Annotated in this window: 25 protein-coding genes and 2 tRNA genes; 12 read left to right on the forward strand and 15 right to left on the reverse strand. The window is 66.7% G+C overall.

Annotated features, from left to right (window positions below; translation table 11 throughout):
- Positions 1-145 precede the first annotated feature (145 nt).
- A complete protein-coding gene (locus tag NC7_RS01995) occupies positions 146-808 on the reverse strand; it encodes an aminodeoxychorismate/anthranilate synthase component II (protein WP_067978037.1) in 663 nt (220 codons plus the stop codon).
- A gap of 95 nt (positions 809-903) precedes the next feature.
- Between NC7_RS01995 and crgA the strand changes: the two genes are divergently transcribed.
- Positions 904-1,167 (forward strand): cell division protein CrgA, encoded by a 264-nt coding sequence (gene crgA / locus NC7_RS02000; protein WP_067978038.1) that lies wholly within the window; start codon positions 904-906, stop codon positions 1,165-1,167.
- Positions 1,168-1,271: 104 nt separating this feature from the next.
- Positions 1,272-1,730 carry a PH domain-containing protein gene (locus NC7_RS02005; protein ID WP_067978042.1) on the forward strand — a complete coding sequence of 153 codons (459 nt, stop codon included), beginning with the start codon at positions 1,272-1,274 and terminating at the stop codon, positions 1,728-1,730.
- 73 nt (positions 1,731-1,803) lie between these two features.
- Here NC7_RS02005 and NC7_RS02010 read toward each other — a convergent pair whose 3' ends face one another.
- Complete coding sequence (locus NC7_RS02010; RefSeq protein ID WP_067978087.1) at positions 1,804-2,331, reverse strand: peptidylprolyl isomerase; 528 nt, start codon at positions 2,329-2,331, stop codon at positions 1,804-1,806.
- A gap of 99 nt (positions 2,332-2,430) precedes the next feature.
- Here NC7_RS02010 and NC7_RS29455 point away from each other — a divergent pair, with 99 nt between their 5' ends.
- Positions 2,431-2,607 carry a hypothetical protein gene (locus NC7_RS29455; RefSeq protein ID WP_167352396.1) on the forward strand — a complete coding sequence of 59 codons (177 nt, stop codon included), beginning with the start codon at positions 2,431-2,433 and terminating at the stop codon, positions 2,605-2,607.
- Positions 2,608-2,611: 4 nt separating this feature from the next.
- Here NC7_RS29455 and NC7_RS02015 read toward each other — a convergent pair whose 3' ends face one another.
- The 13 genes from NC7_RS02015 to dnaA all read right to left on the reverse strand — a co-directional run bounded on the left by NC7_RS02015 (position 2,612) and on the right by dnaA (position 18,450).
- Entirely contained in the window at positions 2,612-3,454 is an 843-nt protein-coding gene (locus NC7_RS02015; protein ID WP_067978044.1) for an ABC transporter permease, read from the reverse strand.
- Between the two features lie 8 nt (positions 3,455-3,462).
- Positions 3,463-4,458 (reverse strand): ATP-binding cassette domain-containing protein, encoded by a 996-nt coding sequence (locus tag NC7_RS02020; protein ID WP_067978046.1) that lies wholly within the window; start codon positions 4,456-4,458, stop codon positions 3,463-3,465.
- 571 nt (positions 4,459-5,029) lie between these two features.
- Positions 5,030-5,968 (reverse strand): acyl-CoA dehydrogenase middle domain-containing protein, encoded by a 939-nt coding sequence (locus tag NC7_RS02025; protein ID WP_067978047.1) that lies wholly within the window; start codon positions 5,966-5,968, stop codon positions 5,030-5,032.
- A 5-nt stretch (positions 5,969-5,973) separates the two neighbouring features.
- Positions 5,974-6,046 (reverse strand) — tRNA-Ala (locus NC7_RS02030).
- A gap of 31 nt (positions 6,047-6,077) precedes the next feature.
- A complete protein-coding gene (locus NC7_RS29770; RefSeq protein ID WP_210740150.1) occupies positions 6,078-6,185 on the reverse strand; it encodes a DLW-39 family protein in 108 nt (35 codons plus the stop codon).
- Between the two features lie 29 nt (positions 6,186-6,214).
- A tRNA-Ile gene (locus NC7_RS02035) sits at positions 6,215-6,288 on the reverse strand.
- A gap of 137 nt (positions 6,289-6,425) precedes the next feature.
- Positions 6,426-7,451, reverse strand: coding sequence for a DUF3566 domain-containing protein (locus NC7_RS02040; RefSeq protein WP_067978049.1), 1,026 nt, complete (start codon positions 7,449-7,451; stop codon positions 6,426-6,428).
- A 39-nt stretch (positions 7,452-7,490) separates the two neighbouring features.
- Positions 7,491-10,001, reverse strand: a complete 2,511-nt coding sequence (gyrA, locus tag NC7_RS02045) for a DNA gyrase subunit A (protein WP_067978051.1) — start codon at positions 9,999-10,001, stop codon at positions 7,491-7,493.
- A 51-nt stretch (positions 10,002-10,052) separates the two neighbouring features.
- Positions 10,053-12,083 carry a DNA topoisomerase (ATP-hydrolyzing) subunit B gene (gene gyrB, locus NC7_RS02050; protein WP_067978053.1) on the reverse strand — a complete coding sequence of 677 codons (2,031 nt, stop codon included), beginning with the start codon at positions 12,081-12,083 and terminating at the stop codon, positions 10,053-10,055.
- A 375-nt stretch (positions 12,084-12,458) separates the two neighbouring features.
- Positions 12,459-12,995: a DUF721 family protein gene (locus tag NC7_RS02055; protein WP_067978054.1), complete on the reverse strand. Its 537-nt coding sequence runs from the start codon at positions 12,993-12,995 to the stop codon at positions 12,459-12,461.
- A gap of 132 nt (positions 12,996-13,127) precedes the next feature.
- A complete protein-coding gene (recF, locus tag NC7_RS02060) occupies positions 13,128-14,312 on the reverse strand; it encodes a DNA replication/repair protein RecF (protein ID WP_067978056.1) in 1,185 nt (394 codons plus the stop codon).
- 17 nt (positions 14,313-14,329) lie between these two features.
- A complete protein-coding gene (gene dnaN, locus NC7_RS02065; protein ID WP_067978057.1) occupies positions 14,330-15,505 on the reverse strand; it encodes a DNA polymerase III subunit beta in 1,176 nt (391 codons plus the stop codon).
- A 773-nt stretch (positions 15,506-16,278) separates the two neighbouring features.
- On the reverse strand, positions 16,279-18,450 hold the full coding sequence (gene dnaA / locus NC7_RS02070) for a chromosomal replication initiator protein DnaA (RefSeq protein ID WP_067978059.1): 2,172 nt from the start codon (positions 18,448-18,450) through the stop codon (positions 16,279-16,281).
- Positions 18,451-19,102: 652 nt separating this feature from the next.
- On the opposite strand from dnaA, the gene rpmH reads away from it, so the two are divergent.
- From rpmH to NC7_RS02110, 9 genes are all read left to right on the forward strand, one after another.
- Positions 19,103-19,246, forward strand: coding sequence for a 50S ribosomal protein L34 (gene rpmH / locus NC7_RS28280; protein ID WP_071932098.1), 144 nt, complete (start codon positions 19,103-19,105; stop codon positions 19,244-19,246).
- A 22-nt stretch (positions 19,247-19,268) separates the two neighbouring features.
- Positions 19,269-19,685, forward strand: a complete 417-nt coding sequence (gene rnpA, locus NC7_RS02075; RefSeq protein WP_067978060.1) for a ribonuclease P protein component — start codon at positions 19,269-19,271, stop codon at positions 19,683-19,685.
- Positions 19,685-19,984, forward strand: a complete 300-nt coding sequence (yidD, locus tag NC7_RS02080) for a membrane protein insertion efficiency factor YidD (RefSeq protein ID WP_067978062.1) — start codon at positions 19,685-19,687, stop codon at positions 19,982-19,984. Before rnpA ends, yidD begins: the two co-directional genes overlap by 1 nt.
- 4 nt (positions 19,985-19,988) lie before the next feature.
- On the forward strand, positions 19,989-21,065 hold the full coding sequence (gene yidC, locus NC7_RS02085; protein ID WP_067978064.1) for a membrane protein insertase YidC: 1,077 nt from the start codon (positions 19,989-19,991) through the stop codon (positions 21,063-21,065).
- Positions 21,066-21,091: 26 nt separating this feature from the next.
- Positions 21,092-21,625 (forward strand): Jag family protein, encoded by a 534-nt coding sequence (locus NC7_RS02090; protein WP_067978066.1) that lies wholly within the window; start codon positions 21,092-21,094, stop codon positions 21,623-21,625.
- Between the two features lie 93 nt (positions 21,626-21,718).
- Entirely contained in the window at positions 21,719-22,465 is a 747-nt protein-coding gene (gene rsmG / locus NC7_RS02095) for a 16S rRNA (guanine(527)-N(7))-methyltransferase RsmG (protein ID WP_067978068.1), read from the forward strand.
- Between the two features lie 756 nt (positions 22,466-23,221).
- Positions 23,222-24,163 carry a ParA family protein gene (locus NC7_RS02100; protein ID WP_236573174.1) on the forward strand — a complete coding sequence of 314 codons (942 nt, stop codon included), beginning with the start codon at positions 23,222-23,224 and terminating at the stop codon, positions 24,161-24,163.
- 37 nt (positions 24,164-24,200) lie between these two features.
- Positions 24,201-25,229 (forward strand): ParB/RepB/Spo0J family partition protein, encoded by a 1,029-nt coding sequence (locus tag NC7_RS02105; RefSeq protein WP_067978071.1) that lies wholly within the window; start codon positions 24,201-24,203, stop codon positions 25,227-25,229.
- A 107-nt stretch (positions 25,230-25,336) separates the two neighbouring features.
- Entirely contained in the window at positions 25,337-26,062 is a 726-nt protein-coding gene (locus NC7_RS02110; protein ID WP_067978073.1) for a hypothetical protein, read from the forward strand.
- Positions 26,063-26,101 lie beyond the last annotated feature (39 nt).

The raw sequence follows: 26,101 nt of genomic DNA on the forward strand, positions 1-26,101 counted from the left end.
GCGGTTGTTTCGGCGGCACGGACAGACTCGGCCGCACCACCTACCTCCTCGGCCGCTCCGCCCATCGACTCAGTCGATCGGTCGACTGGGGACGTCTCCACGCCGCGGCGTGGATGGCCGTCGCTCGGTGCTCCGGGCCCGTCGCTCACCGGGTCACCAGCGCGGCGACCTCCGCCTCGAGCGCCGACACCAGCGCTTCGGCCGGGCGTTCGCCGCAGACCTCGAGCCAGTTGGCCAGCATCCGGTGCCCGCCCTGGGTGAGCACCGACTCCGGGTGGAACTGCACACCGTGGATCGGCAGGCTGCGATGCCGCATGGCCATCACGATGCCGCTCTCGGTGTGCCCGACCACTTCCAGCTCCTCGGGCATGGTCTCCGGGAGCACGGTGAGCGAGTGGTAGCGGGTGGCGGTGAACGGGTCGGGCAGACCGGCCAACACGCCCGAGCCGAGGTGGTACACCGAACTGGTCTTGCCGTGCAGCAGTTCCGGCGCCCGGTCGACGGTGCCGCCGAACGCCTCACCGATGGCCTGATGTCCCAGACACACGCCGAGCAGCGGCTTCTCGTACTTGGCCGCCGCGTGCACCAGCGGAATACTGGCACCGGCCCGGTCGGGACTGCCCGGTCCGGGGCTCACGAGGACACCGTCGAACGCGCCGCCCTCGTCGCCGCGGGTGAGCAGGGTGTCGAGGTCGGCCAGGCGTGGGTCGTCGTTGCGCCACACGACGGCGTCGGCACCCAGCTGGCCGAGGTATTGCACCAGGTTGAACACGAAGCTGTCGTAGTTGTCGACGACCAGAACACGCATGCAACGAGGGTACGTGCCCGGCCGGTAGGTCGTCGCATCCATTACCTGGTGGGATAGCCTGGGAACCGACCAGTACCGGAGAATACGAGGACGTCATGCCCAAGTCCAAGGTCCGTAAGAAGGCCGATTACACCCCGAGCCCTGCCAGCCGTACCCCGGTGAAGGTCAAAGCGGGTCCGTCGCCTGTCTGGTACGTCGCGATCATGCTCGGCTTCATGCTGGCCGGGCTGGTCTGGCTGCTCGTGTACTACCTGGCTGCCGAGAAGATCAGCTGGATGAACGACCTCAACGCCTGGAACTTCCTGATCGGTTTCGGCCTCATGGTCATCGGCCTCATCATGACCATGCGGTGGCGCTGAGACATCGAGCTGATGCTCAACCGAGCGGATTACACCGGTGTCATTCATGCACACCTGTGGATGAAGCTGTGGACAACTCGAGGATCAATGGGGGAACAAGCCGCGTGAACGCAGGTCGACCCGCCGACAGCAAGTCCTGGACCACGCCGACCGCCGCCCTGATCGCGGTGAGCGGCGGTGGTCTCCTGCTGGCCGTAGCGGCCATATTGGCGCAGGACGGGCCGTCGCGGCTGTTCCTCGGCGTCGCCGCCGTCGCGGTGCTCGCCATGGCTGTGCTGGCTCTGCGTCAGCGCCCCCGGCTCACCATGGTCCCCGGTTCCCCACCGCGCCTGATCGTCGGCACGCTCACCGGCCGCGACGAATACCCGCTCGACCGGATCGACCGGATCCGGGTGACCTCCTACCGGCGCATCGGCCGCAAGAGCACCATGCTCGAGGTCGACGTCCGCCACGGCGAGGCCGAACGCCTGCTGATCTTCGGCCGCTGGGATCTCGGCGCCAACCCCGCCGACGTCTTCGACGCTCTCGTGGTGAACGGCTTCGCGAAGGTCGCCACCGACTGACGTTGTTTCACGTGAAGCAAAGAACTCCCCACCGCGATGGTCGCGGTGGGGAGTTCTGGTTTCGAGCCGATGGTCAGCCGATGGTGACCGAGGAGATGATCACCGGTTCGGTGGGACGGTCGTTGCGGTCGGTTTTCACCGCCGCGATCGCGTCGACCACCTTGCGCGAATCCGGCTCGATCACCTCGCCGAAAATCGTGTGCTTGCGGTTCAGGTGAGGTTGCGCGCCCACGGTGATGAAGAACTGCGATCCGTTGGTTCCCGGCCCCGCATTGGCCATGGCCAGCAGGTACCCACGATCGAAACGCAGCTCGGGATGGAACTCGTCGCCGAATTCGTAGCCCGGCCCGCCGCGGCCGGTACCGGTCGGGTCGCCACCCTGGATCATGAAACCCGGGATCACCCGGTGGAAGACGGCGCCGTCGTAGAACGGGCCAGCTTCCGAGCCACCCGCGTTCGGGGTGGTGTACGGCGCGCTGCCGTCGGCGAGGCCGACGAAATTGCGCACCGTCTTGGGCGCGTGGTTACCGAAAAGCGCGATCTTGATATCGCCGTGGTTGGTGTGCAGCGTCGCCACGGCCGTCTGATGGGGTGAGGTCACGCAGCAATCGTGCCACGCGACCCCCGCGCCGCCGGGCACCTGGTGGAGCGTGGTTTTCGTGTTTGTGCCGCCGCGGCCGTTCTGTGCCACAGTGGTCGCATGAAGCTTCGTAACCCGCTCATCGCCTCCCTCGCGATCGCCGGTGCGGGCGCGCTGGCCTGGATCGCCCGCAGCAAGCGCCCCCAGCTGCCCGAACCCGCTGCCGAACCGCCGCGCCTCGGCTACTCCCGCAACGGCTCCGCACCGGCCCCCGTCGCGGAGACCGGCGCGAACTGAGCCGTCAGCGGCTCACGGACTTCTTGTACTGCACCTGAGCCAGCGGCACGAAGATCAGCAGGATCAGCACGATCCAGATGAGCGACGTGGCCACCGGGTGCTGCATCGACCAGGCGTCCGAGGGCGGGGCCAACGGGCTGGTGTTGCCGAACAGCTGACGCACCGACTCCGTGACCGCCGACATCGGATTCCACTCGGCGAACACCTTCAGCGGGCCGGGCAGATCGTTGATCGGGACGAAGGCGTTGGACAGGAACGTCAGCGGGAAGATCACCATGAAGCTGGCGTTGTTGAACACCTCAGGCGCCCGCACGAGCAGCCCGACCACGGCCATCATCCACGACAGCGCGTAGGCGAACAGCAGCATCAGCAGGTAGGCGAGCACCGCGTCGAGAAACGACCCGCGAATACGCCAGCCGACGATCAACCCGGTCAGCGACATCACGACGAGGCTGACCAGGTTGATCACCACATCGCTGATCGTGCGCCCGAACAGCACCGCCGAGGGCGCCATCGGCAGCGAACGGAACCGGTCGATGATGCCCTTCTGCATGTCCTCGGCCAAACCGGCACCGGTGAACGACGCACCGAACACCACGGTCTGGACGAAGATGCCCGCGATCAGGAACTCGCGGTATCCGCCCTCCAGCCCCGGCACTTTGATCGCCGAGCCGAAGACATAGGCGAACATCAGCACGAACATGATCGGCGACATGGTCGTGAAGATCAGCACGTCGGGTACGCGCTTGATCTTGATGACATTGCGCTTGGCGATCGTGAGACTGTCGCTGACCACCATCGACAGCCGTTCGCTCAGCCCCGGCTCGGTCACCGGCGTCTTGTCCATCGTGACGCTCATCGGCTCTGTCCTTCCTTGACGCCCGCCTTCTCGGCATCCCCGGCGACGAGTTCTTCGGCCTCGTGCCCGGTGAGGGTGAGGAATACGTCGTCCAGCGAGGGCCTGCGCAGGGCCACGTCGTTGATCTGGACCTTGTGCTCGGTGAGCCTGCCGATGGCGGTGACGAGGTCCTGGGAACCGTCGGCCACCGGCACGGTGATCTTGCGCAGACCGGGCTCGATATGGATTTCGCCGTCGGCAAGACCGCTGAGCACCTGTTTGGCGTCGGTGAGCTGGTCGGCGGTGGCGACGGTGAGTTCGATCCGGTCGCCGCCGACGAGCGCCTTGAGTTCGTCGGCGGTGCCGCGTGCGATGACGGTGCCTCGGTCGATCACCGCGATGGAATCGGCCAGGCGGTCGGCCTCTTCCATGTACTGCGTGGTGAGCAGCAGGGTGGTGCCGCCGGAGACGAGTTCCTCGATCACGTCCCACAGGTCAAGACGCGCGCGTGGGTCGAGACCGGTGGTCGGTTCGTCGAGGAACAGCACGGGCGGGTTGGCGACCAGCGCGCCCGCGAGGTCGAGGCGCCTGCGCATACCGCCGGAATAGCCCTTCACCGGGCGATCGGCCGCATCGGTGAGCCGGAAGCGTTCCAGCAGCTCACGGGCCCGTTCCTTGCTGCGCTGGGTGCCGAGGTGATAGAGCCTGCCGACCATTTCGAGGTTCTCGAAACCGGTCAGGTACTCGTCGACGGCGGCGTACTGGCCCGACGCGCCGATGCGTGAGCGCAGCGCCTGGGGATTGTTGATGACGTCGACCCCGGCCACGGTGGCCCGGCCTTCGTCGGGGACGAGCAGTGTGGTGAGTACACGGACAGTCGTGGTCTTTCCCGCGCCGTTCGGGCCGAGAAGTGCGGTGACGGTGCCTTCGGGGACGGAGAGATCCAGCCCGTCCAGTGCGGTGAGCTGTCCGTACCGTTTGACCAGACCCTCGGCGACGATTGCGTCGGGCATGATTCTCCTGATGTCGTAGTTCGCGAACCCTTGCTTGGCCCAAGTATTGCCCCACCCACCGACAAGTCGCATCCCCATTTCGGGTGGTTCGCGATGGCGGATGTACAAATCTGTTCGACATGCCGAGTGCACGCGACACGCGACGAATCGGACTGATTTTCGGCGATCCGCGAGCCGACGGGCCGGGAATCCGATGGAACCGACATCGCCGCCGATCAGCACACGTTCCGCGCAGCCGGGGCGTAAAACCTTGCGTACCAGCGGCTTCGGCTGCTCATCTGAGGTTTGTGATGTGTCACAACACCGCAGCACCCACCCTGCGGCTTCGACCGAAGACCACCCGACGGGCCGCGACACGAAAAATTCTCGGAAACTGATCCGTTGCGCGTACACGATTTCCGCGCGGATCGCGTAGGATCGTTCACGTCGGCCCCTCCCCCCCGGGCCGACCCTACGCGGGCCTCGGCTAACTCCCCCCCTTCGCCGAGGCCCGCTCCCCATTTTCCGGCAAGGGTGCAGTTCCATCCCCCAGCAGCCGGGTTCCGGCCGACGCGAGACGGCACTAGAGCGGTCAGCGATCCTCGTGGCCCTCGGGTGCCCCGACGGCCTCTTCCGCCACCGTGCGCCAGGCGGTAGCCAGCCGGGCCGCGCGAACCTTCCCGGCCACCCCGAGCAACGGCACATCCCGCTCCCAGCGCTGCCTGATCTCGCTCGGCACCCGATCCCACTGCGGTTCGAGTTCGGTGAGCAGCGCGGCGCAGCGGTCGAAGACACCGCCGAGCGCGATGTGCACCCCCGCCGACCCAGCCGGTTCGGCCCCGAGCCCACGCACGGCCGCAAACAACGCCAGCAGGGCCGTGAGCGCGTCAGCGGGCCACTGTGCCTGTCTGCCTACCCGCACGAGCTGACCGAGCACAGCGGCGAGCACATGCAGATCCTCGACAGTGCGGAACGGTTTCAGGTAGTCGGCGTACCCGTCACCGGGCAGCGCCGCACCGGGCGCATCGGCGAAAGTGACGGTGGCGTGCGGGATCTCCGGCGCGAACGGCAACGGCGGCAGCGGGGTCACCGTCGCCAGGGGACCGGCCGCGACGAGCACGGCGCGCAGCCTCGGCTTGCCGTCGGATCGCGAACCGGCACGGGCGATCACGATGAACCGGGTGGCGAAGGCGCCGAGGGTGGCGAACGATTTGGTGCCGGTCACCGCCCCCTCATCGGTGACGCTGGTCGTCATCGCCGACGGCCGCGCTCCCCCGGCCTCGGACGCGCACATCGAACTCAGTTCGTCGGGAGCGAGCGCGGGCACCAAGGCGTGCAACGCTTCCTGATATCCGCCGAGAAACGCGGGACCCAATGCGACACTGTCGAATCCGGCCACAGCGGCCCGGTCGACGGAATCGGTGAAACCCGCGCAGCGAGCGCGGTGACGAGCCCAGTCCGCCGCGAAATCCGCCGAATCGGCGTCGCCGGGGACGGCGGTGAGAAGGAAATCGAAAACCGAGGAATTCACAGAAGTGGAGCCTAGGGGAATCGAACCCCTAACCCCTGCCTTGCAAAGGCAGTGCTCTGCCAATTGAGCTAAGGCCCCTTACCGGTGGTGTACCGGCTGGCAACCCGAATCAGCGGGTGGTGACCTCACGCCAGAGATCGGCTTCGTCGCGCTTGCGGAATTTGGTGATACCGATGAGAACCGCGATCACAACACCGACCGTGAGGACAATCTTCATGATTCCCACCCTACTGTGATGTTCGGGAGTGGGCCTAGGAGGACTTGAACCTCCGACCTCTTCGTTATCAGCGAAGCGCTCTAACCGCCTGAGCTATAGGCCCGTACTCGTTTCCGATCCCCTGCCGGAGCAGTGAACCGCAACGAGACACGAGGTTACCTTACCCGCCCACCGATAACCAAAACGGCCGGTCAGAGCCAGTTTCCTGGTCCGACCGGCCGTGCCGGAAAACGCCTGTTTCTAGTCCGGATCGGCCAGGGTCACCTGGATGCCACCGACCAGATCGCAGCACTGGTTGTAGATGAACACACCGACCGTTGCCAGCGCGGTGAACAGCACCACGTTGATGAGCCCGATGACACCGGCGTACCCGAAGATCGTGCCCGCGTCGATCAGGCCGCCACCCGAGGTGCCCTCCTGGTTGAACATCTCGCCGAGCGAGTTGTCCAGGTTGTCCCACACACCCATGCCCGCGAGCACGATGTAGAGCAGGCCAACGGCGACCATCCACACGAAGAACAGCGCCACGCTGATCACCAGCGTGATCTTCAGCGTCGACCACGGGTCGATGCGGCGGATCTGCACCGTCGCGCGCAGCGGCTCCCCCGACGCGGCGGCCGCGATGGCCACCGGAGCGGCGGGCGACACCTGACCCGAGGCGGCCGCGGCCCGCGCGGACGGACCGCTCTGCGGCTGCGGCGGCGCCATCGGCAGCCCGGTGTTGGCCATCGGCAGGTCCGAGGCCGGATGACGCACATCCGATAGGTCGGGCATGTCCTTGACCAGCTCGGGACGCGCGATGCTTCGGGTCGGCCCGTCGATGCCGACGGACTTCACCATCGCGGCTTCCTTGCGTGCCGCCTTGGCCGCCAGGTCGGCGGTGGTGCGCGCGTTGGACGGCCCGCTGCCCTTGAGGCCGCCGCCACCCTGACCGCCCGAGGTCGGGCGCCCCTGGCTCGGCGCCTCACCAGGCCGGTACAGGTTGGACTGCGGCTCCCGCTGCGGCAGCTGCGCCCAGCCGTCCTGGTAGGGCGATTTACCCTTGCCGTTGCCCGAGCCGTTGGCAGGCCCGTTCGACTCGGTACCCATCCGCACGGTGGCCTGGTCGAACGATTCGTCCCCGGCGCCACCGGATTCCGGTGCTTTGGCGCCCTCGGCCGCACCCTGACGTGGGATCGGCCGCGGCTGGATCGGAGACGAGGCGACCCGCTCGGTGACGCCGTTGGTCTGGTTCCGATCGTCGTTCGACTGATTCGGTGTGGTCAATGGAATCCTCAGATCCGTTCGTTGCCGCCGCTGGTTGGGTTATTGCTCCGAGGCCGCGTCGCCGATGAGCTGATCGGGATCGGGCTCGTCGGCGTTGCGCGCGATCGCTAGCAAGGTATCGCCATCCGCGAGGTTCATCAATCGCACGCCCTTGGTCTGGCGTCCGGCTTTGCGGACCTGCTTGGCCGCGGTGCGGATGACGCCACCACTGGAAGTGATCGCGTACAACTCGTCCTCGTCGTCGACGATGAGCGCACCGACCAGGCTGCCACGCTTCGGATCGTATTGGATTGTCAATACGCCTTTTCCGCCGCGACCCTGCGCGGTGTACTCCTCGATCGCCGTACGTTTGGCATACCCACCGGCGGTCGCGACCAACAAATAGGTGTCCTGACGGACCACATTGAGCGAGAGCAGTTCGTCGTCGGTGTTGAACCGCATGCCCTGCACACCGGAGGTGGCGCGGCCCATCGGGCGTAGCGCCTCGTCGGTCGCCGCGAAGCGGATCGACTGCCCGTGCGCCGAGACCAGCAGCAGGTCGTCGTCGGCCGAGCACAGCACCGCGCCGACCAGTTCGTCGTCGTCGCGCAGGTTCACCGCGACGATGCCACCGGAACGGTTGGAGTCGAAATCGGTGAGCTTGGACTTCTTCACCAGGCCCGCACGGGTCGCCAGTACCAGGTACGGGGCGTCCTCGTAGGTCTTGAGCTGGATGATCTGGGCGATCTTCTCGTCCGGCTGGAAGGCCAGCAGGTTGGCCACGTGCTGACCGCGCGCGGTGCGGTTGGCCTCGGGCAGCTCGTAGGCCTTGGCCCGGTACACCCGGCCCTTGTTGGTGAAGAACAGCAGCCAGTCGTGGGTGGAGGAGATGAAGAAGTGCTTGACGATGTCGTCCTGTTTGAGGCCCGCACCCATCACGCCCTTGCCGCCGCGCTTCTGCGACCGGTACAGATCGGTCTTGGTTCGCTTGGCGTACCCGGTCTCGGTGATCGTGACGACCACGTCCTCGCGGGCGATCAGATCCTCGTCGGCCACGTCGCCGTCGGCGGCGATGATCCTGGTCCGGCGGTCGTCGCCGTACTTCTCGACGATCTCGGCCAGCTCGTCACGCACGATCGCGCGCTGGCGTTCCGGCTTTTCGAGAATGTCCTTGTAGTCGGCGATCTCGAGCTCGATCTTGGCCAGATCGTCGATGATCTTCTGCCGCTCCAGCGCCGAGAGGCGACGCAGCTGCATGTCCAGGATCGCGGTCGACTGGATCTCGTCGATGTCGAGCAGCTGCATCAGGCCGGTGCGCGCGGTCTCGGTGTTGGCCGAGCCACGGATCAGCGCGATGACCTCGTCGAGCATGTCGAGCGCCTTGACCAGGCCGCGCAGGATGTGGGCGCGTTCCTCGGCCTTGCGCAGCAGGTAGCGGGTGCGCCGGACGATGACCTCGAGCTGGTGGTTCACGTAGTGCCGGATCATCTGATCCAGGCGAAGCGTGCGCGGCACACCATCGACGATCGAGAGCATGTTCGCGCCGAAGCTGGTCTGCAGCTGGGTGTGCTTGTACAGGTTGTTCAGCACGACCTTGGCGACCGCGTCGCGCTTGACCGTCACCACGATGCGCATGCCGACACGGTCCGACGACTCGTCGTGGATATCGGAGATACCCGCGATCTTGCCGTCCTTGACCTGCTCGGCGATCGAGTTGACGAAGTTGTCGGTGTTCACCTGGTAGGGCAGCTCGGTGATGACGATCGTGGTGCGGCCACGCGCGTCTTCCTCGATCTCGACCACACCGCGCATGCGGATGGAACCGCGACCGGTGGTGTAGGCGTCGTGGATGCCCTGGTTACCGACGATCAGGCCGTGGGTCGGGAAGTCGGGGCCCTTGACCCGTTCCATGCACGCGGCGAGGGTGGACTCCTCGTCGGCGTCGTAGTTGTCCAGCGACCAGTAGATGGCCTCGGCCAGCTCACCCAGGTTGTGCGGCGGGATGTTGGTCGCCATGCCGACGGCGATGCCGTTGCTGCCGTTCATCAGCAGGGCGGGCACGCGCGCGGGCAGCACGGTCGGCTCCATCGAGCGACCGTCGTAGTTGGGCACGAAATCGACGGTCTCGCTGTCGATGTCGCGCAGCATCTCCATCGCCAACGGCGTGAGACGGCACTCGGTGTAACGCATGGCGGCCGCGCCGTCGTTGCCCCGGGAACCGAAGTTGCCCTGGCCGTCGACCAGCGGGTACCGCAGCGACCACGGCTGGGCCATGCGCACGAGGGTGTCGTAGATCGACGAGTCGCCGTGCGGGTGGTAGTTACCCATGGTCTCGGCGACCGGGCGCGCGGACTTCACGTAACCGCGATCGGGCCGGTAGCCGTTGTCGTACATGGCGTAGAGCACGCGCCGATGCACCGGCTTGAGGCCGTCGCGCACATCGGGCAGCGCGCGGCCGACGATCACGCTCATCGCGTAATCGATGTAGCTGGACTGCATTTCGTTCTGGATGTCGACCGGTTCGATCCGGTCGCCCGCACCGCCGGACGGTGGCAGCGTGGTCTCAGTCATCGAATCTCCTTAGAGGGCTGACGTATTCGCGGGCGCAGGGCGCAGCACCGCTCACACGTCGAGGAAGCGGACGTCCTTGGCGTTGCGGGTGATGAAACTGCGACGTGCCTCCACGTCTTCGCCCATCAGCACGGAGAACAGCTCGTCGGCCGCGGCCGCGTCGTCGAGCGTCACCTGACGAAGCACCCGCACCGCGGGGTCCATCGTGGTTTCCCACAGCTCCTTGGCGTTCATCTCACCGAGACCCTTGTAGCGCTGGACGCCGTCGTCCTTGTTGATCTTCTTGCCCGCGGCGAGACCCGCCTCGAGCAGCGCGTCGCGCTCGCGATCGGAGTAGGCGAACTCGGGATCGGTCCGGATCCATTTGAGCTTGTACAGCGGCGGCTGGGCCAGGAACACGTGCCCCTGCTCCACCAGCGGACGCATGAAGCGGAACAGCAGCGTGAGCAGCAGCGTGGCGATGTGCTGGCCGTCGACGTCGGCGTCGGCCATCAGGATGATCTTGTTGTAGCGCAGCTTGGCGATATCGAACTCGTCGTGGATACCGGTGCCGAACGCCGTGATGATCGACTGGACCTCGTTGTTCTTGAGGACGCGGTCGATGCGGGCCTTCTCGACATTGATGATCTTGCCGCGCAGCGGGAGGATCGCCTGGTACATCGAGTCGCGGCCCGACTTGGCCGAACCACCGGCGGAGTCACCCTCGACGATGTAGATCTCGCACTTGCCCGGGTCCTTGGAACGGCAGTCGGCCAGCTTGCCCGGCAGTCCGCCCAGGTCGGTCGCCGACTTGCGGCGCACCAGCTCACGCGCCTTGCGCGCGGCCATCCGGGCCTGCGCCGACGACACGGCCTTCTGCACGATGGTCTTCGCGTCGGCCGGGTTGGCCTCGAACCAGTGCGTGAGGTGCTCGTTGCAGGCACGCTGCACGAACGACTTCACCTCGGTGTTGCCGAGCTTGGTCTTGGTCTGGCCCTCGAACTGCGGCTCGCCGACCTTCACGCTGACGATGGCGGCCAGGCCCTCGCGGATGTCGTCGCCGGTGAGGTTGCCGTCCTTCTCCTTGAGGAGCTTCTTCTCCTTGGCGTACTTGTTGACCACCGTGGTGAGCGCCGCGCGGAAACCCTCCTCGTGGGTGCCGCCCTCATGGGTGTTGATGGTGTTGGCGAAGGTGTGCACGGACTCGGAGTAGCCCGAGTTCCACTGCATCGCGACCTCGAGCTCGTGGCCGGTGCCCTTGCCGGTGAACCCGACGACCGAGTTGTGGATGGCCGACTTGGTGCGGTTGATGTGGCGCACGAAATCCACGAGACCACCCGGGTAGTGGTAGGTGCGGGTCTTCACCTTGTGCTCGACCGGCGCGTCGGCGTCCTCGGCGTGCTTGGGCGCCTCGGCCGTCTCGCTGACCACCTCGTCGGTGACCTCGGACTCGGTGACCCGCTCGTCGGTCAGGGTGATGGTCAGGCCCTTGTTGAGGAACGCCATCTCCTGCAGCCGTCGCGCGACCGTCTCGAAGTTGTAGGTGGTGGTCTCGAAGATCTCCGGATCCGCCCAGAACCGGATGGTGGTACCGGTGCGGCTGGTCGGCTCGCCCTGGACCAGCTTGCCGGGCTTGGAGTCCTTGTAGACCTGGGTCCAGTGGTAGCCGTCGTTGTCGATCTCGGCTTCCAGCTTGCTCGACAGCGCGTTGACCACCGAGATACCGACGCCGTGCAGACCACCGGACACCGCGTAGGCGTCGGAGTCGAACTTGCCGCCCGCGTGCAGCTGGGTCATGACGACCTCGACGGTCGGAATGCCCTGCGCGTGCATGGCGGTGGGGATACCACGACCGTCGTCGACGACCTCGACGCCACCGTCGGCGAGCAGCGTCACGTCGACCCGGGTCGCGTGGCCTGCCATCGCCTCGTCGACAGAGTTGTCCACAACCTCCCAGATCAGGTGGTGCAGACCGCGTTCACCGGTGGAACCGATGTACATGCCAGGGCGCTTGCGCACCGCCTCGAGACCCTCGAGGACCGTGATGGAAGAGGCACCGTAGCCCTGATTGTTGCCCGATGCGTTGGAGTCGTTGGCAGCCACTTGTCGGTAGCTCTCCTTACTTGCTGATCCCTGGCGCGGACAGCTCGCAAGCGGCTGCACAACACGCGCGTCGAGGGTTCGCCGCTGGTTACGTCACCATCCTACTGGTAAGGCCAACTTACAGTGCACCTACGACACCCCTGGCTTCGCCGTGAATGCGAGAACTCGAGGAAGCGCGAGTGGCTTCCGCCTCGCCGCGTGTTTTGCCGGTCGTAGGGGCCGCTAGGGTTCGTCTCCGCGCGGGGCGCGCCGGAACCGGTTTTTCCGGGGGCCGCACACCTCCCCCGAAGTTGTCCACAGGTTTTGTCCACAGCCTGCGAATCTGGGGATCGAACCGACCGCGCCGCAACGGAACTCACGCCGGTGACCGACCGGCTATCCGTAGGTGTCGCGTGGACCCCGGCCCTTGATGTGGCGTTCGCCCTTGCGCCAGCTCGGCGCCGCTGGACCGGTGATGCGCAGGGAGGTGACCACACCCTGCCCGACCGCCGCGTTGATCTTGGCGAGGATCTGGCTCTGCAACATTCGTAGCTGCGTGGCCCAGGCCGTCGACTCCGCCGCGATCTTGAGTACACCGTTCTCCAGCGTCACCGGAGTGGCGTGCGCGGCGATGTCCTCACCGACCACGCTCGACCAGCGACCGAAGACCATGCCCTCGGAAACCTTGCCTGACCAGCCACGACTCTTCGCGATCGAGCCCGCGAGCGCGGACAACAGCTGGGGATCGCGCGCGTCGGGGCCCGCACCGGACCAGCCGCTGCGGCGCCGTCCACCCGCGCGCAGCTTGCGCACCGGCGACGCCCGCCCCTGCCCGACCGACTTGCCACTGGCCTTGGCCGCCGCCCGGGCTTCCTCGAGGGCGCGGCGGGCCAGATCGATCCCGCGCAGTTCCGCTTCCGGCTCGTCCTGCACGCGGTCCCACCTTCCGGTCTCGAGGCTTGTCGGTCGTTTCGGGAGTCTACGCCGGATGCCCGACTGCGCCGCTGCGCACCGATCCGGCATCGGGCCAGCATGTGCACGGTTTTCCACAGGGCCTGTTGATAACTATGGCTGGCTGTGCATATCTTCGGCCACGATCTGTGAGGTCCGTCGGTCCGCCTCGCCCTCGGTCCGCACCCGCAGGGGCGCGGCGGCCAGTTCGGCGGGCACGTCCTCGGCCACGGCAGCGGTGATGAGCACCTGCTCGGCCCCTGCCGCCACCTCCGCGAGGGCGGTCCGCCTGCGCCGGTCCAGTTCGGCGAACACATCGTCGAGCAGTAGCACCGGTTCGGCGCCGGTGTTGCGCAGCAACTCGAACGAGGCCAGCCGCAACGCCAGCGCGAACGACCACGACTCGCCGTGGCTGGCGAACCCCTTCGCGGGGGCGCTGCCGAGCAGCAGCTCGAGATCGTCACGATGGGGACCGACCAGGCACACCCCTCGATCGAGTTCGCGGCCGCGCGCGGCGGCCAGTTCGCGCAACACGATCTCGCGCAGCTGGTCCACGTCGTCGGGTTCGGGGGCGCGGGCGGGGTCGAGCAGGTCCGGCGGCAGATACCCGGAGCGGTAAGCGATTGCGGCCGGGCGTGATTCGGGCGCGATCGACCGATAGGCCTGTGCCAGATAGGGATACAGATCGTGCACCAGGCGCAGGCGCTGCGCGAGCAGCACCGAGGCGTGCTCGGCCAGGTGCCCGTCCCACACATCGAGGGTGCTCAGGTCGGAGCGCGAACGCACCTGGCGCCCAGCGGTTTTCAACAGCGCCGAGCGCTGGCGCAACACCTTGTCGTAGTCGGCGCGCACCCCGGCCAACCTGGGCAGGCGGGCTGTGCACAACTCGTCGAGGAACCGGCGCCGCTCCCCCGGGTCGCCACGGACGAGGGCGAGATCCTCGGGCGCGAACAACACCGTCTGCAGAATGCCGAGGATTTCGCGGGAGCGGCGCACCGGCGACCGATTGATCTGGGCGCGATTGGCCGCGCCCTGCTTGAGCTCGACATCCACCCGCAACTCGCGGCCCGCGTTCACCACGGTCGCCCCGATCGCGGCCTGGGTGGCACCCATCCGGATCAGCGGCGCGTCGGCGGAGACCCGATGCGAACCGAGCGTCGCGAGATAGCCGACCGCCTCGAGCAGATTGGTCTTCCCGTTGCCGTTCGCCCCCAACAGGACGGTACGGCCTGGGGACAACTCCAGCTCGGCGCGTTCCCACGAGCGGAAATCACGAACCGACAGCGCACGGATGAACATGTGCGGCGCGGCCCCGCTCAGCCGGGCAGCCGGACCGGCATCAACAGGTAGATGTACTGGCTCTCCAGCGCCGCGAACGCACCGGACTCGAGCACCTTGGGCTCCTCGTCGGAGGCGGGCAGCAGCACGGCGGGACGACTCGGCGTGGTGAACCCGAAGGTGACCCGATCCGCGTGCAGCGCCGACAACCCCTCGGTGAGGTATCCGGGGTTGAACGCGATGGTCAGCGGCTCACCACGGAAGTCGGCCTCGAGCCATTCCTCGGCGCGGCCCGCGTCGTCCCCACCCGCCGACAGCAGCACACCGTCTGTGGAGAACTCGAGCCGCACCTGGGCGCCGCGCTCGGCCACCAGGGCCACACGCTTGATCGCCTCCGACAGCGCCGACACCGGCAGCGTGGCGATGGAGGTGTGCTCCTTGGGGAGCAACTGGCGGAACTTGGGGAATTCCGCGTCGAGCAGGCGCGTGGTGGTCCGCCTGCCCGCGTTGACGATGCCGAGCAGGCCGTCGGCACCGCTGCCGTTGCCGAGCGAGAGCTGCACGGGCGCCGAGGCGGCACCGAGGGTCTTGGCGGCTTCCGACAGCGTGCGCGCGGGGATGAGCACCGCGGTCTCGATGTCGGGCCGGGTCGGCTGCCACTGCAGGTGCCGCACCGCGAGACGGAAGCGGTCGGTGGCGGCGAGCACCACGTCGTTGCCCTCGATCTCCACCCGGATACCGGTGAGCATGGGCAGGGTGTCGTCACGGCCCGCGGCGACGGCCACCTGACCGACGGCCTCGGCGAACACGTCGACGGTGAGTTCACCGGTCTGCTGGGGCACCTCGGGCAGCTGGGGATAGTCCTCGACCGGCATGGTCGGCAGGGAGAACTTGGCGCTGCCACAGGCGATGAGTACGCGGGTGCCGTCGACGGAGACGTCGACCGGCTTGTTGGACAGGGCCTTGGTGATATCGGCCAGCAGCCTGCCCGAGACCAGCACCTGGCCCGGACCGGCGACCTCGGCCGCTACGCGCATCTGCGCGGAGACCTCGTAGTCGAACCCGGAGACCGTCAGGCCGTTCTCGTCGGCCACCAGCAGAACGCCACCGAGAACCGGCACAGGAGGCCGGGACGGCAGGCTGCGGGCCACCCAGGCCACCGACTCGGCGAAATCCTCTCGGGCGACCCGAAACTTCATGCTCGCAAGCTCCATCGCCCGATTTGTCCTCTCCGAGTTTCGAATCCGTATGCGGGTGTGTTCAGCGGAGTTGAGGTGCTGCGTCGGCCGCGCACTGAGTCTCGCACAACCGGCCGACAACCAAACGGTACCCGGACAACGCGTGATCTCCGCATCGACCCTCTAGGAGTTCCGCGCGTCCTCGACCCGTCCCCTCTTGTCCTTGCCTGCCTGTGAGTGAACCACCGATCGAGCCGAGCCTGTTCGACCGAGTTTCCACACACCCTGTTTTCAAGAGATCTCTTCTAGAAGAAGAACTGAAGTAGTAGTAGGCACTGTGGAATCTGTGGACTTCGCCCGTTTCCGCAGCTCAGCGGGCCTGGTGGCATGGGGATGGCCGTGGAGTGACTCGAGGATGAATCGGCGGTGTCTGTGGACACACGAGGTTGTCCCAGATCCATCCTCGAGTAGTCCTCGAGTTGTTCCACCGATTTCACCCACTTGTTCACACCTCGACCGAGGGTGGTGACGAACCGGTGGATTCCTCGAGGAGTCCACAAGAAGTCCTCGAGGAATCCACAGGCCGGATTCGCCGCCGCCGCAGGTCAGCGGCACTCACAGGCTGTGGGCAGACGAACCTGGGGATGATGTGCACAACTTCCTGTGAGTAGATGCTCCCCAGTTCCCTCCCCAGGCCTGTGGGTGAACCGGTGCACAACCGGTGGATTCCTCGAGGACTCCACAGGGATTCCACAGGGCAAAAAAGAACACCGCCCCAGCTCAGGGCGGTGTTCGGGTTGGGGATGAAATCAGCGGGAGCGCTGTTTGATTCGGGCTGTGAGTTCTTGGACCTGGTCGTACACGCGACGGCGCTCGGTCATCTCCTTGCGCACCTTCTTCTCCGCGTACATGACCGTCGTGTGGTCGCGGCCGAACGCCTGACCGATCTTGGGCAGCGACAGGTCGGTCAGCTCACGGCACAGATACATCGCGATCTGGCGGGCCTGCGCCAGCGGACGCGCCTTGCCCGGACCCGTCAGCTCCTCGAGTGTGGTGTTGAAGTACTCGGCGGTCACAGCCATGATCGTGGCCGCGTTGATCTCGAGCGCGGCGGTGTCGGGCATCAGGTCCCGTAGCACCACCTCGGCCAGCGACAGGTCGAGCGGCTGCCCGTTCAGTGAGGCGAAGGCCGTCACCCGGATCAGCGCGCCCTCCAACTCACGGATGTTGCGTTCCACCCGGCTGGCGATCAGTTCGAGCACGTCGTGCGGCACGTCGAGCCGATCCATCCGTGCCTTCTTGCGCAGGATGGCGATGCGGGTCTCGAGCTCGGGCGGCTGCACATCGGTGATCAGGCCCCACTCGAACCTGGTCCGCAGCCGCTCCTCGAGGGTCGCCAGCTGCTTGGGCGGACGATCCGAGGACACCACGATCTGCTTGTTCGCGTTGTGCAGGGTGTTGAAGGTGTGGAAGAACTCCTCCTGGATGCCTTCCTTGCCCTCGATGAACTGGATGTCGTCCACGAGCAGGATGTCGGTCTCGCGGTAGCGACGCTTGAACGCCACCTTGCGGTCGTCGCGCAGGCTGTTGATGAAGTCGTTGGTGAATTCCTCGGTCGACACGTACTTCACCCGCATACCGGGGAACAGCCGCTGGGCGTAGTGCCCGGCCGCGTGCAACAGGTGCGTCTTGCCCAAACCCGAAGCGCCCCAGACGAACAGCGGATTGTAGGCGCGCGCGGGCGCCTCGGCGATGGCCACCGCGGCGGCATGGGCGAACCGGTTCGACGCGCCGATCACGAACGTCTCGAAGGTGTACTTCGCGTTCAGGCTGGCCGAGCCCGACGACTGCGGCGGCGCCTCGGGAGCCTTGCTGAAGTACGTCGGCCAGTTGTTGCGCGCGTCGACCACCGGCTCATCGTCGACGGGCTGGGCGCCCGGAGTTCCCGGACGCGGCGGCTCGGGCGCGGGATCGGCCGGTGCCTCCTCGGCGACGCGAGCTGCGACCGGCTCCTCCTGCGGTTGCGGCCGACGCGGGGCGCGCGCGGGCGGATCGGTGCCGAACAGTGTCTCCTGCCCGGAATGATCGCGCCGCGACGAGCCCGGCTCGCGCCTGCCCTGGGCCGGTTCGGGGGCGCGCTGCTCGGGCCGGGCGCCGCGGAAGTCGGGGCGACCGGCGAACTCGCCGTTGGTGAAGTCGGGCACGGGATAGGCGGCGGTCGGCTCGAAATCGGCGCCGGGGAAATCGTCACCGGAGTACTCGGCGGGCTGCTGATACTCCGATTGCTGCTGGTAGTCGGTCTGCGGCTGGTACTCCGGCTCGGTCGGGTATTCCCGCGCACCCGCGTATTCGGCGCGCTCGCCGTACTCCCCGGTCGGGGCGGCGAATTCGCGGCCGCCGAAGCCGCCGCCGTACTCACCGTCGCGCTGGTAATCCGGCGCCTGCTGGTACTCGGGTGCCTGCTGGTACTCGGAAGCCTGCTGATAGTCGTTGCCGTACTCGCCGGGGCTGCCGTTGTAGTCGTCGGCGCCGTAACGCGGCCTGCCGTAGTCGCCGCGCTGCGGGTAATCGGGCACGCTGAAATCGGGTCCGGGATACCCGGCGGGCGGTCGAACCTGCTCGCGCGGCCGCTCCGGACGACTCGTCATCCTGGCGTGCCGGGGCGAGCTACCCGTGCGCTCCCCCGCGGCCGGGCTCGGCGCGGCAATGCGGACGCCGAGTCCCTCCACCTGCGGACCGAGGCGGCGACCGAGGGAACGCAGGATCGGCTCGCGCAGATCACGCTCGATCGCCTCCTGAGCCAGCGACGACGGAACGGACAGCAACGCGAAACCCTGGGCGACGGTGAGCGGTTTCACCAGCTTCAACCACGCCTGCTGGGCGCGGCTCACCGCGGGAATGGCGCCGTCGGCCGAGCCGGTGGTGAGTTCGGCGACCACCTCAGGCCACACTGTGGCCAGCACGTTCTGCTCGTCGTCCATGCAGCGTCCTCCCCGGACCGGTTTGTTGGGCCAACGGCCGCCGAGCACACCAGCGCGGCACCTGTGACCAGGTGCGATCGGCGTGATCGAAGCGAACAACCGAAGCCGGTTCGAACGCCGTGCGGTCCCGGGATCGGACTTGGCGAGGGCACCGTCGGCCCTACGAATATGCCACTCCGGCCGTCTTTCCACACAATTATCCACAGATGTGGACAAACCTGGGGATAGAGGAATTCTGCCAGCGTGTGGCAGCGAAAGGAGCTGGACCTGCGGTTCTTCAGCAATCCCCCGGCTACAGAGGCTAGCGGTCAGGCGCCCGCGACGCCAGAGGTGTGGAGGAACTCACGAAAAGTCGCTCTTCGCGTCAGTGACGCCCGGGCGTGTCGCCGCAGGTCGGCCGCCCGACGGCCGACCGCGAAGGACCGGTAACCTGGACCGAGGTTCGGACGATTCGCCCCATCTGGGCCGAATTTGACCCTGTATGAGGCGATCAGTACCCTCATACAGTCACCCCTTGGCGCGGTGGCGGCTGTGCGCTGCATGCTGATCGCCAAGGCACTCTGTGCGTAGACCGCGGTCCGCAGCGCAGAATCCGAATCACCGAAAACTTCGGGTACCTCACTGGTGCCCACCAACTCGAGGAGTGTTGACCGTGGCCAAGGGCAAGCGGACGTTCCAGCCGAACAACCGTCGTCGGGCGCGCGTGCACGGCTTCCGCCTCCGGATGCGGACCCGTGCGGGCCGCGCCATCGTTTCGGCGCGTCGCCGTAAGGGCCGCTCCGAACTGACTGCCTGATCGCGCGTAGTCGGACGCTCGGGTGTTGCCTGAGCCGTATCGGTTGCACCACCGTGCCGATTTCTCCCGCACGGTGCGCCGCGGTCAGCGAATCGGGAGGCGAGATTTCGTCGTACACGCGTTCACGCACACGTACGACGATGTCGCCGACGGCGATTCCCTGGTCCGCGTAGGCGGTCCTCGGTTCGGGCTGATTGTCAGCAAGGCGGTGGGTAACGCGGTGGTTCGCCACCGGGTGGCCCGCCGCCTGCGTCATATGTGCGCCCAGGTGATCGATGAACTGCCCGCCGACACCGATGTGGTGATCCGCGCCCTGCCCGGTGCGGCCACCGCCGACTCCGCCGAGTTGTTGCGCCAGCTGCGCGCCGGACTCCGCAAGCTCGGCTTGCTTCGGGTCCCGGCGGCCGCGCTCGGTCGCACCCCGGTCGGTGAACGGTGATGCGCACGCTCACCCGCTTACCCGCGAACGCGCTGATCTTCCTGATCGAGCTCTATCGCACCTATGTTTCCCCCACCCGGATGCCGATCTGCCGCTTCACCCCCACGTGCAGCGAGTACGCGGTGACCGCCCTGCGCACCCGCGGGCTGGTCGTCGGATCGGCACTGACGGTCGTTCGTCTGGCCAAATGCGCGCCCTGGCACCCTGGAGGGTGGGATCCCGTGCCGGAGCGCGGGTCGAATGCTTTCACCAAGTCATCGCCCGCGCTGACCGGCGATACGAACGACGGGAGTACCTAGAGCCGTGCTCGACATCATCTACTGGCCGGTATCCGCCATCCTCTGGTTCTGGCACAAAGCCTTCGGCTTCGTGTTCGGGCCCGACAGCGGGCTCACCTGGAGCCTCGCCGTGGTGTTCCTGGTCTTCACCCTGCGGCTCGTGCTGTACAAGCCGTTCGTGAAGCAGGTCCGCACCACGCGGCAGATGCAGGAGTTGCAGCCCCAGATCAAGGAGCTGCAGAAGAAGTACAAGAACGACCGCGAGACCATGGCGCGGGAGATGCAGAAGCTGCAGAAGGAACACGGCTTCAATCCGCTCATGGGCTGTCTGCCGGTGCTGGTTCAGGTGCCGGTGTTCCTCGGTCTGTTCCATGTGCTTCGCTCGTTCAACCGGACCGGTCACGGCTGGGGCCAGCTCGGTTTGAGCGCCGAGGAAAACGCCAACATCGGCAACTACATCTTCAGCGCCACCGACGTTCAGTCCTTCCTCAGCGCCCGTATCTTCGGCGCTCCGATCGCCGCGTTCATCACCGCTCCGGTGAGTGAGCTGCAGGCGTTCGCCGACTGGGGTGGTACGCCGAGCCGGATGAGCATCGCCCTCGTCGCGATTCCACTGATGGTGATCGCCGGTGTGGCGACCCACTTCAACGCGCGCGCGTCGGTCGCCCGCCAGACCCCTGAGGCCGCGGCCAACCCGCAGGCCGCCATCATGAACAAGCTGTCGCTGTGGGTGTTCCCGCTCGGCGTGATGGTCGGTGGCCCCTTCCTGATGATCGGCATCCTGCTCTACTGGGTGGCCAACAACATCTGGACCTACGGACAGCAGCACCTGGTGTTCGGCCGGATGGAGAAGGAAGAAGAAGCCAAGAAGCAGAAGAAGCTCGAGCTGCGGGCGCAGAACGCGCCCAAGCCCGGTGCCAAGCCGGTCGACGTCCGCAAGAAGCAGGACGCACCCGCCGACGAGTCGTCCTCGGCGAACGGGACCGCGGCGAGCAACGGCACCCCGAAGCAGTCGGCCAAGCAGGGCGGCGGAAAGCGCAGACCCGGCGGGCAGCAGCGGCCGGGTAACCGTGGCCGCGCGAACCAGAAGCGTAAGCGCTGAGACGCGACCGGATAGAGGGAAATCCAATGACTGTTGAGACCCAGACCGACGGAGGGGACGCCACCGTGTCGACGACTGTGGATGTCGTGAACGACGCCGAGGAGGCGTTGATCGAAGAGGGCGAGATCGCGGGCGACTACCTCGAGCAGCTGCTGGATGTGCTCGACTTCGACGGCGACATCGACCTCGATGTGGAAGGTGACCGCGCGGTCGTGAGCATCGACGGTGGTCGCGACCTGACCAAGCTCGTCGGGCGCAATGGCGAAGTTCTCGACGCGCTCCAGGAGCTCACCCGCCTGGCCGTGCAGCAGGCGACCGGCGTCCGCAGCCGCCTGATGCTCGACGTGGCCGGTTGGCGAGCCCAGCGTCGCGCCGATCTGAGCGAGCTCGGGGTGGCCGCCGCCAAGCGCGTGCTCGAGTCGGGCAAGCCCGAGGCGCTGTCGGCGATGACGCCGTTCGAACGCAAGATCGTGCACGACGCCGTCGCCGACATCGACGGAGTGGCGAGCGAGAGCGAAGGTGTCGAGCCGAATCGTCATGTGGTGGTTGTGCCGGAGTAGGCTCACACCGCCGCGACCACGCAGGAAGTACCAAGGCCTCCGGTCCCGGACCGGGGGCCTTGTTCATGCCCCGATCACCACCACTGGCGAAGGATGTTTCACGTGGAACGAGAACTGGGTGCGCTGTCCGCCGAACTGGAACCACCCGCCGCCGCTGCCCGGCTGTTCGGTGACCGCCTGGACCTCGCCCGCCGCTACTACGCGGCGCTGGCCACCGCGGGCGTGGAACGCGGACTCATCGGACCACGCGAGGTTCCCCGGCTCTGGGAACGGCACATCCTCAACTGTGCGGTGGTCGGCGAACTGATCGACGAAGGCGCCTCGGTCGTCGATGTGGGCAGTGGCGCCGGGCTGCCCGGTATCCCCTTGGCCATCGCCCGGCCGGATCTCCGCATCACGCTCGTGGAGCCGCTGCTGCGCCGGACGGTGTTCCTCAGCGAGTTCATCGAGGAGGCCGGGCTCGAGGTCACGGTGGTGCGCGGACGCGCCGAGCAGTCGGGGGTCATCAAGGAAGCGGGCGGCGCGGATGTCGTCACCTCGCGCGCGGTCGCTCCGCTCGCCAAGCTCGCGCACTGGTCGCTCCCCCTGCTTCGCGACCACGGCCGGATGCTCGCCCTCAAGGGCACCAGCGCCGCCGAGGAACTCGAGCGTGACGGCGCCGAGCTCATCCGCGACGGCGCCACCGATCTTCGGGTCGTCGGCTGCGGCGCGGGCATCGTGGAAATCCCGACGCTCGTGATCAGTGCCGAACTCCTCCCCCGGGCCGAACGTCCGAACCGCCGCGTCGGACGGAAAGCCGCTGGCGCGGAGAAGAAGACGAGAAAGCGCAACCACTCCTGATTCACCGGTCGGGTGTATCTGTTCACCGCTCAACGAGTTTCGTACCGTGACGAAATGGGTCGAGGGTGATTGGATGCACGGGCTACTCATTGGTTTTCGCCGTAGTGTTTGGAATGTCGGGAGGTAGGCCTCCGTATCGACCAATCGGGACTGTTTTGAGCGGGGCGGAAGTTGGCCGCAGGCATGGTCCCCGCTTGGTGCCGAAGATCTGCTCGGGGGCGGTCAGCTACTCCACGGTCGAACCAAGACGCAGGTTGTCGTCGAAGGTGTGCCTAGAAGGTGCAGCGGCGTCCGTGGTGATTCGTTTCGCTGACGCTGTGCGGGGTCCGGCGGCTGGAGTGTGGTGGCGACACCGGTGAAGTCTGGTGGCGGATTATTGCCGGGTCCGTCGGGGGCTGGAATCCGGTGGCGGCGACGGTGACTGGATCCTGCCGTGTTTCACGTGGAACCGGGCCGGACGTTGTTTCCCGTGAAACAAGCGTCGGTGGAATGAATTCTGGATGGCAATGCGCGTGTCCTCGGCGGCGTGCCGCGATTCAGCTTTCCTAACGGTCGCGGTGCTGGCAAGCTATTGAGGGTCGGCGCGAGTGAGTCCAACTCCTCGAATTTCGAGTTCTCCACCGACGCAGTTTGTTTGTGATGACACGGCGCCGACGCTCGTCGGGGATACGTGATCTGAAGTTCTCGGGTTAGGAGCAATCTATGTCGAGCGGTCCGGCGAATGTTTCACGGGAAACAACGTCGCGGGTCCCGGGGATGCTGGACTCCAGCAACTTCGACGCGGAGACGTTCGGGAATACTCCTTTCGGGCACATCTCCCCCGCCGAGACCCCGATCGCGGCGGAAGCGCAACGCGCCAGCCAGATTCTGCATCCAGGAAAGGTCACTGTGCCGAAACCCCGCGAGCAACGGATCATCACCATCGCCAACCAGAAGGGTGGCGTCGGCAAGACGACCACGACGGTCAATCTCGCCGCCGCCCTGGCGCATCAGGGGATGACCGTCCTCGTCGTCGATCTAGACCCGCAGGGCAATGCGAGTACCGCGCTGGGCGTCGCCCACCACTCCGGGGTGCCGTCGAGCTACGAGCTGTTGATCGGCGAGGTGTCGGTGACCGACGCCATCCAGCAGAGCCCGCACAGCGAACGTCTGTTGTGTGTTCCCGCCACGATCGACCTTGCCGGTGCGGAGATCGAGTTGGTCTCGATGGTCGCCCGCGAAGGCCGGTTGAAGACCGCGATCCGCGATGCCGCCGTCGCCGGATACGACATCGACTACGTGCTGATCGACTGCCCGCCCTCGCTCGGACTGCTCACCGTGAACGCGCTCGTCGCGGCGAAGGAGGTGCTGATCCCGATCCAGTGCGAGTACTACGCGTTGGAGGGCGTCGGCCAGCTGCTGCGCAATATCGGGCTGGTGCAGTCGCACCTGAACCCCGAACTGCACGTGTCGACGGTTCTGCTCACCATGTACGACGGCCGCACCAAGCTGGCCGACCAGGTGGCCGAGGAGGTGCGCAATCACTTCGGCGATGTGGTGCTCAAGTCGATGATCCCGCGCAGCGTGAAGGTCTCGGAGGCGCCGGGCTACGGGATGACCGTGCTCGATTATGATCCAGGCTCCCGTGGCGCGATGAGCTACATGGACGCCGGGCGCGAGCTCGCCGGGCGCGCCCAGGTTGTTCAGGGCGCGTCCTAGTGGTGGTGTGTTGGAACGAGGAAGGGATCGGTAGCCGATGAGTCAGGCGAAGAAGGGCGGTCTCGGTCGCGGGTTGGCCGCGTTGATCCCGACGGGGCCCGCCGTGGCGCCGGGGCTCAGCAGTTCCGCGGCGAGCGTGATCGGCATCAACCCGATCGGCCCGCAACCGGCCGAGGCGTTCCTGCATCGCGTTCCCGATGCCGAACCCGAGGAGCCGAAGGAGGAGCTGGTCTCCCCCGGCGACGCGGTGTACCGCGAGATCCCCGCGGATCAGATCGAACCGAACCCGAAGCAGCCGCGTTCGGTGTTCGAGGAAGAGGCGCTGGCGGAGCTGGTGCACTCGATCCGTGAGTTCGGGTTGATGCAGCCGATCGTGGTGCGTCGGCTCGAACCGGGCGTCGACAAGTTCCAGTTGGTCATGGGCGAGCGCCGGTGGCGGGCGTGCCAGGAAGCGGGCCTCGCCGCGATCCCGGCGATCATCCGCGACACCGCCGACGGTTCGATGCTGCGCGACGCGCTGCTGGAGAACATCCACCGCGTGCAGCTGAACCCGCTCGAAGAGGCGGCGGCGTATCAGCAGTTGCTCGAAGAGTTCGATGTCACCCACGAGGAACTGGCCTCGCGTATCGGCCGCTCGCGTCCGGTCGTGACGAATATGATCCGGCTGCTGAAACTGCCGATTCCCGTGCAACGCCGCGTGGCCGCCGGTGTGCTCTCGGCAGGACATGCTCGGGCGCTGCTCGGGCTGGACGCGGGCGCCGAGGCGCAGGAGGCGCTGGCGGAACGGATTGTCGCCGAGGGTTTGTCGGTGCGCTCCACCGAAGAAGCGGTGACGCTGGCCAACCGCAATCCGTCGGAGGTCGCTCCCCCGGCGCCCAAGCGCAAGCCGATTCACATGCCGGGTCTTCAAGAAGTGGCCGAGCGCCTGTCGGGTTCCTACGACACCCGCGTGACGGTGAGTCTCGGCAAGCGCAAGGGCAAGATCGTTGTCGAATTCGGTTCCGTCGAAGATCTCGAGCGCATTGTGGCGCTGATGGAGCAAGCCAGCCCTGAAACGTCACTGTGACAGGGACTTCCCAGTCTTTCTACATCTCGGAAAGAAGGCGGCATTACTGTGGATAGTGATGTGGCGTGAGCGTGGACGAATCGGATAGCTGGAGGCTGAACAGAGCAGTGTCGACCAGCGTCACGGCATTGACCCTCGACGGGCTGGAACGTCTTCCGGCGCATACCCGGCGGTGTGTTTTCTGGGAGCTCGATCCGGCCGTGGCCGCCGACTCCCAGGCCTTCAGCGACCCAGTCTTCGAGAAGGAGGCATGGCTGTCGACCGTCATGCTCGAATGGGGATCGTGCGGGCAGGTGGCGCAGGTCGACAACAATATCGCCGGTTGCGCGCTGTACTCGCCACCGAGTTCGGTGCCGCGCTCGGCGCTGTTTCCCACCTCCCCGGTGAGCCCGGATGCCATCCTGCTGACCACGCTGCAGGCCGAATTCCCCTATGACGAGTCCGATGTGGCCCACCGGCTGGTCCAGGCGGTGGTGGCCGATCTGGTGCGTCGTGGTGTGCGGGCGCTCGAGGCGTTCGGTATCCGCAACGGCCCACCGTCCAGCTCGGTGGCCGATCGCGGACTGGGTTCGTCGATGCGGCTCATGGAACGGATCGCCGCTCCCCTGCGCGACCCGGCCTCGGCCACCCAGTGCACTCCGGAAACCTGCATGATCGACGCGGATTTCCTCGAGGACGTCGGCTTCGAAGTGGTGGCGCAGCATCACCGCTTCCCGCGCCTGCGCCTCGAACTCGACTCCGACCACGGCTGGAAGGAAGACGTCGAGCGCGCTCTCGACCAACTCCTCGCAGCAGCCGAGATGGCGCCGCCCGCCCGCATCGGCGTGCGCTGACCGGCACAACGAAAGCGGCCCCGCCTGTGCGGGGCCGCT

Source organism: Nocardia caishijiensis NBRC 108228 (assembly GCF_001612825.1).
Taxonomy (GTDB): Bacteria; Actinomycetota; Actinomycetes; order Mycobacteriales; family Mycobacteriaceae; genus Nocardia; species Nocardia caishijiensis.

What these genes read in the sequence shown, in the direction of transcription:
- NC7_RS02090 (WP_067978066.1), top strand. Translation starts at nt 21,092, where the DNA reads ATGACTGTTGAGACCCAGACCGACGGAGGGGACGCCACCGTGTCGACG.
- NC7_RS02105 (WP_067978071.1), top strand. Translation starts at nt 24,201, where the DNA reads ATGAGTCAGGCGAAGAAGGGCGGTCTCGGTCGCGGGTTGGCCGCGTTG.
- rsmG (WP_067978068.1), top strand. Translation starts at nt 21,719, where the DNA reads ATGTTTCACGTGGAACGAGAACTGGGTGCGCTGTCCGCCGAACTGGAA.
- NC7_RS02020 (WP_067978046.1), bottom strand. Translation starts at nt 4,458, where the DNA reads ATGCCCGACGCAATCGTCGCCGAGGGTCTGGTCAAACGGTACGGACAG.
- dnaA (WP_067978059.1), bottom strand. Translation starts at nt 18,450, where the DNA reads ATGGACGACGAGCAGAACGTGCTGGCCACAGTGTGGCCTGAGGTGGTC.
- NC7_RS01995 (WP_067978037.1), bottom strand. Translation starts at nt 808, where the DNA reads ATGCGTGTTCTGGTCGTCGACAACTACGACAGCTTCGTGTTCAACCTG.
- dnaN (WP_067978057.1), bottom strand. Translation starts at nt 15,505, where the DNA reads ATGGAGCTTGCGAGCATGAAGTTTCGGGTCGCCCGAGAGGATTTCGCC.
- NC7_RS02100 (WP_236573174.1), top strand. Translation starts at nt 23,222, where the DNA reads ATGCTGGACTCCAGCAACTTCGACGCGGAGACGTTCGGGAATACTCCT.
- crgA (WP_067978038.1), top strand. Translation starts at nt 904, where the DNA reads ATGCCCAAGTCCAAGGTCCGTAAGAAGGCCGATTACACCCCGAGCCCT.
- gyrA (WP_067978051.1), bottom strand. Translation starts at nt 10,001, where the DNA reads ATGACTGAGACCACGCTGCCACCGTCCGGCGGTGCGGGCGACCGGATC.
- NC7_RS29770 (WP_210740150.1), bottom strand. Translation starts at nt 6,185, where the DNA reads ATGAAGATTGTCCTCACGGTCGGTGTTGTGATCGCGGTTCTCATCGGT.
- recF (WP_067978056.1), bottom strand. Translation starts at nt 14,312, where the DNA reads ATGTTCATCCGTGCGCTGTCGGTTCGTGATTTCCGCTCGTGGGAACGC.
- yidD (WP_067978062.1), top strand. Translation starts at nt 19,685, where the DNA reads ATGCGCACGCTCACCCGCTTACCCGCGAACGCGCTGATCTTCCTGATC.
- NC7_RS29455 (WP_167352396.1), top strand. Translation starts at nt 2,431, where the DNA reads ATGAAGCTTCGTAACCCGCTCATCGCCTCCCTCGCGATCGCCGGTGCG.
- NC7_RS02015 (WP_067978044.1), bottom strand. Translation starts at nt 3,454, where the DNA reads ATGGACAAGACGCCGGTGACCGAGCCGGGGCTGAGCGAACGGCTGTCG.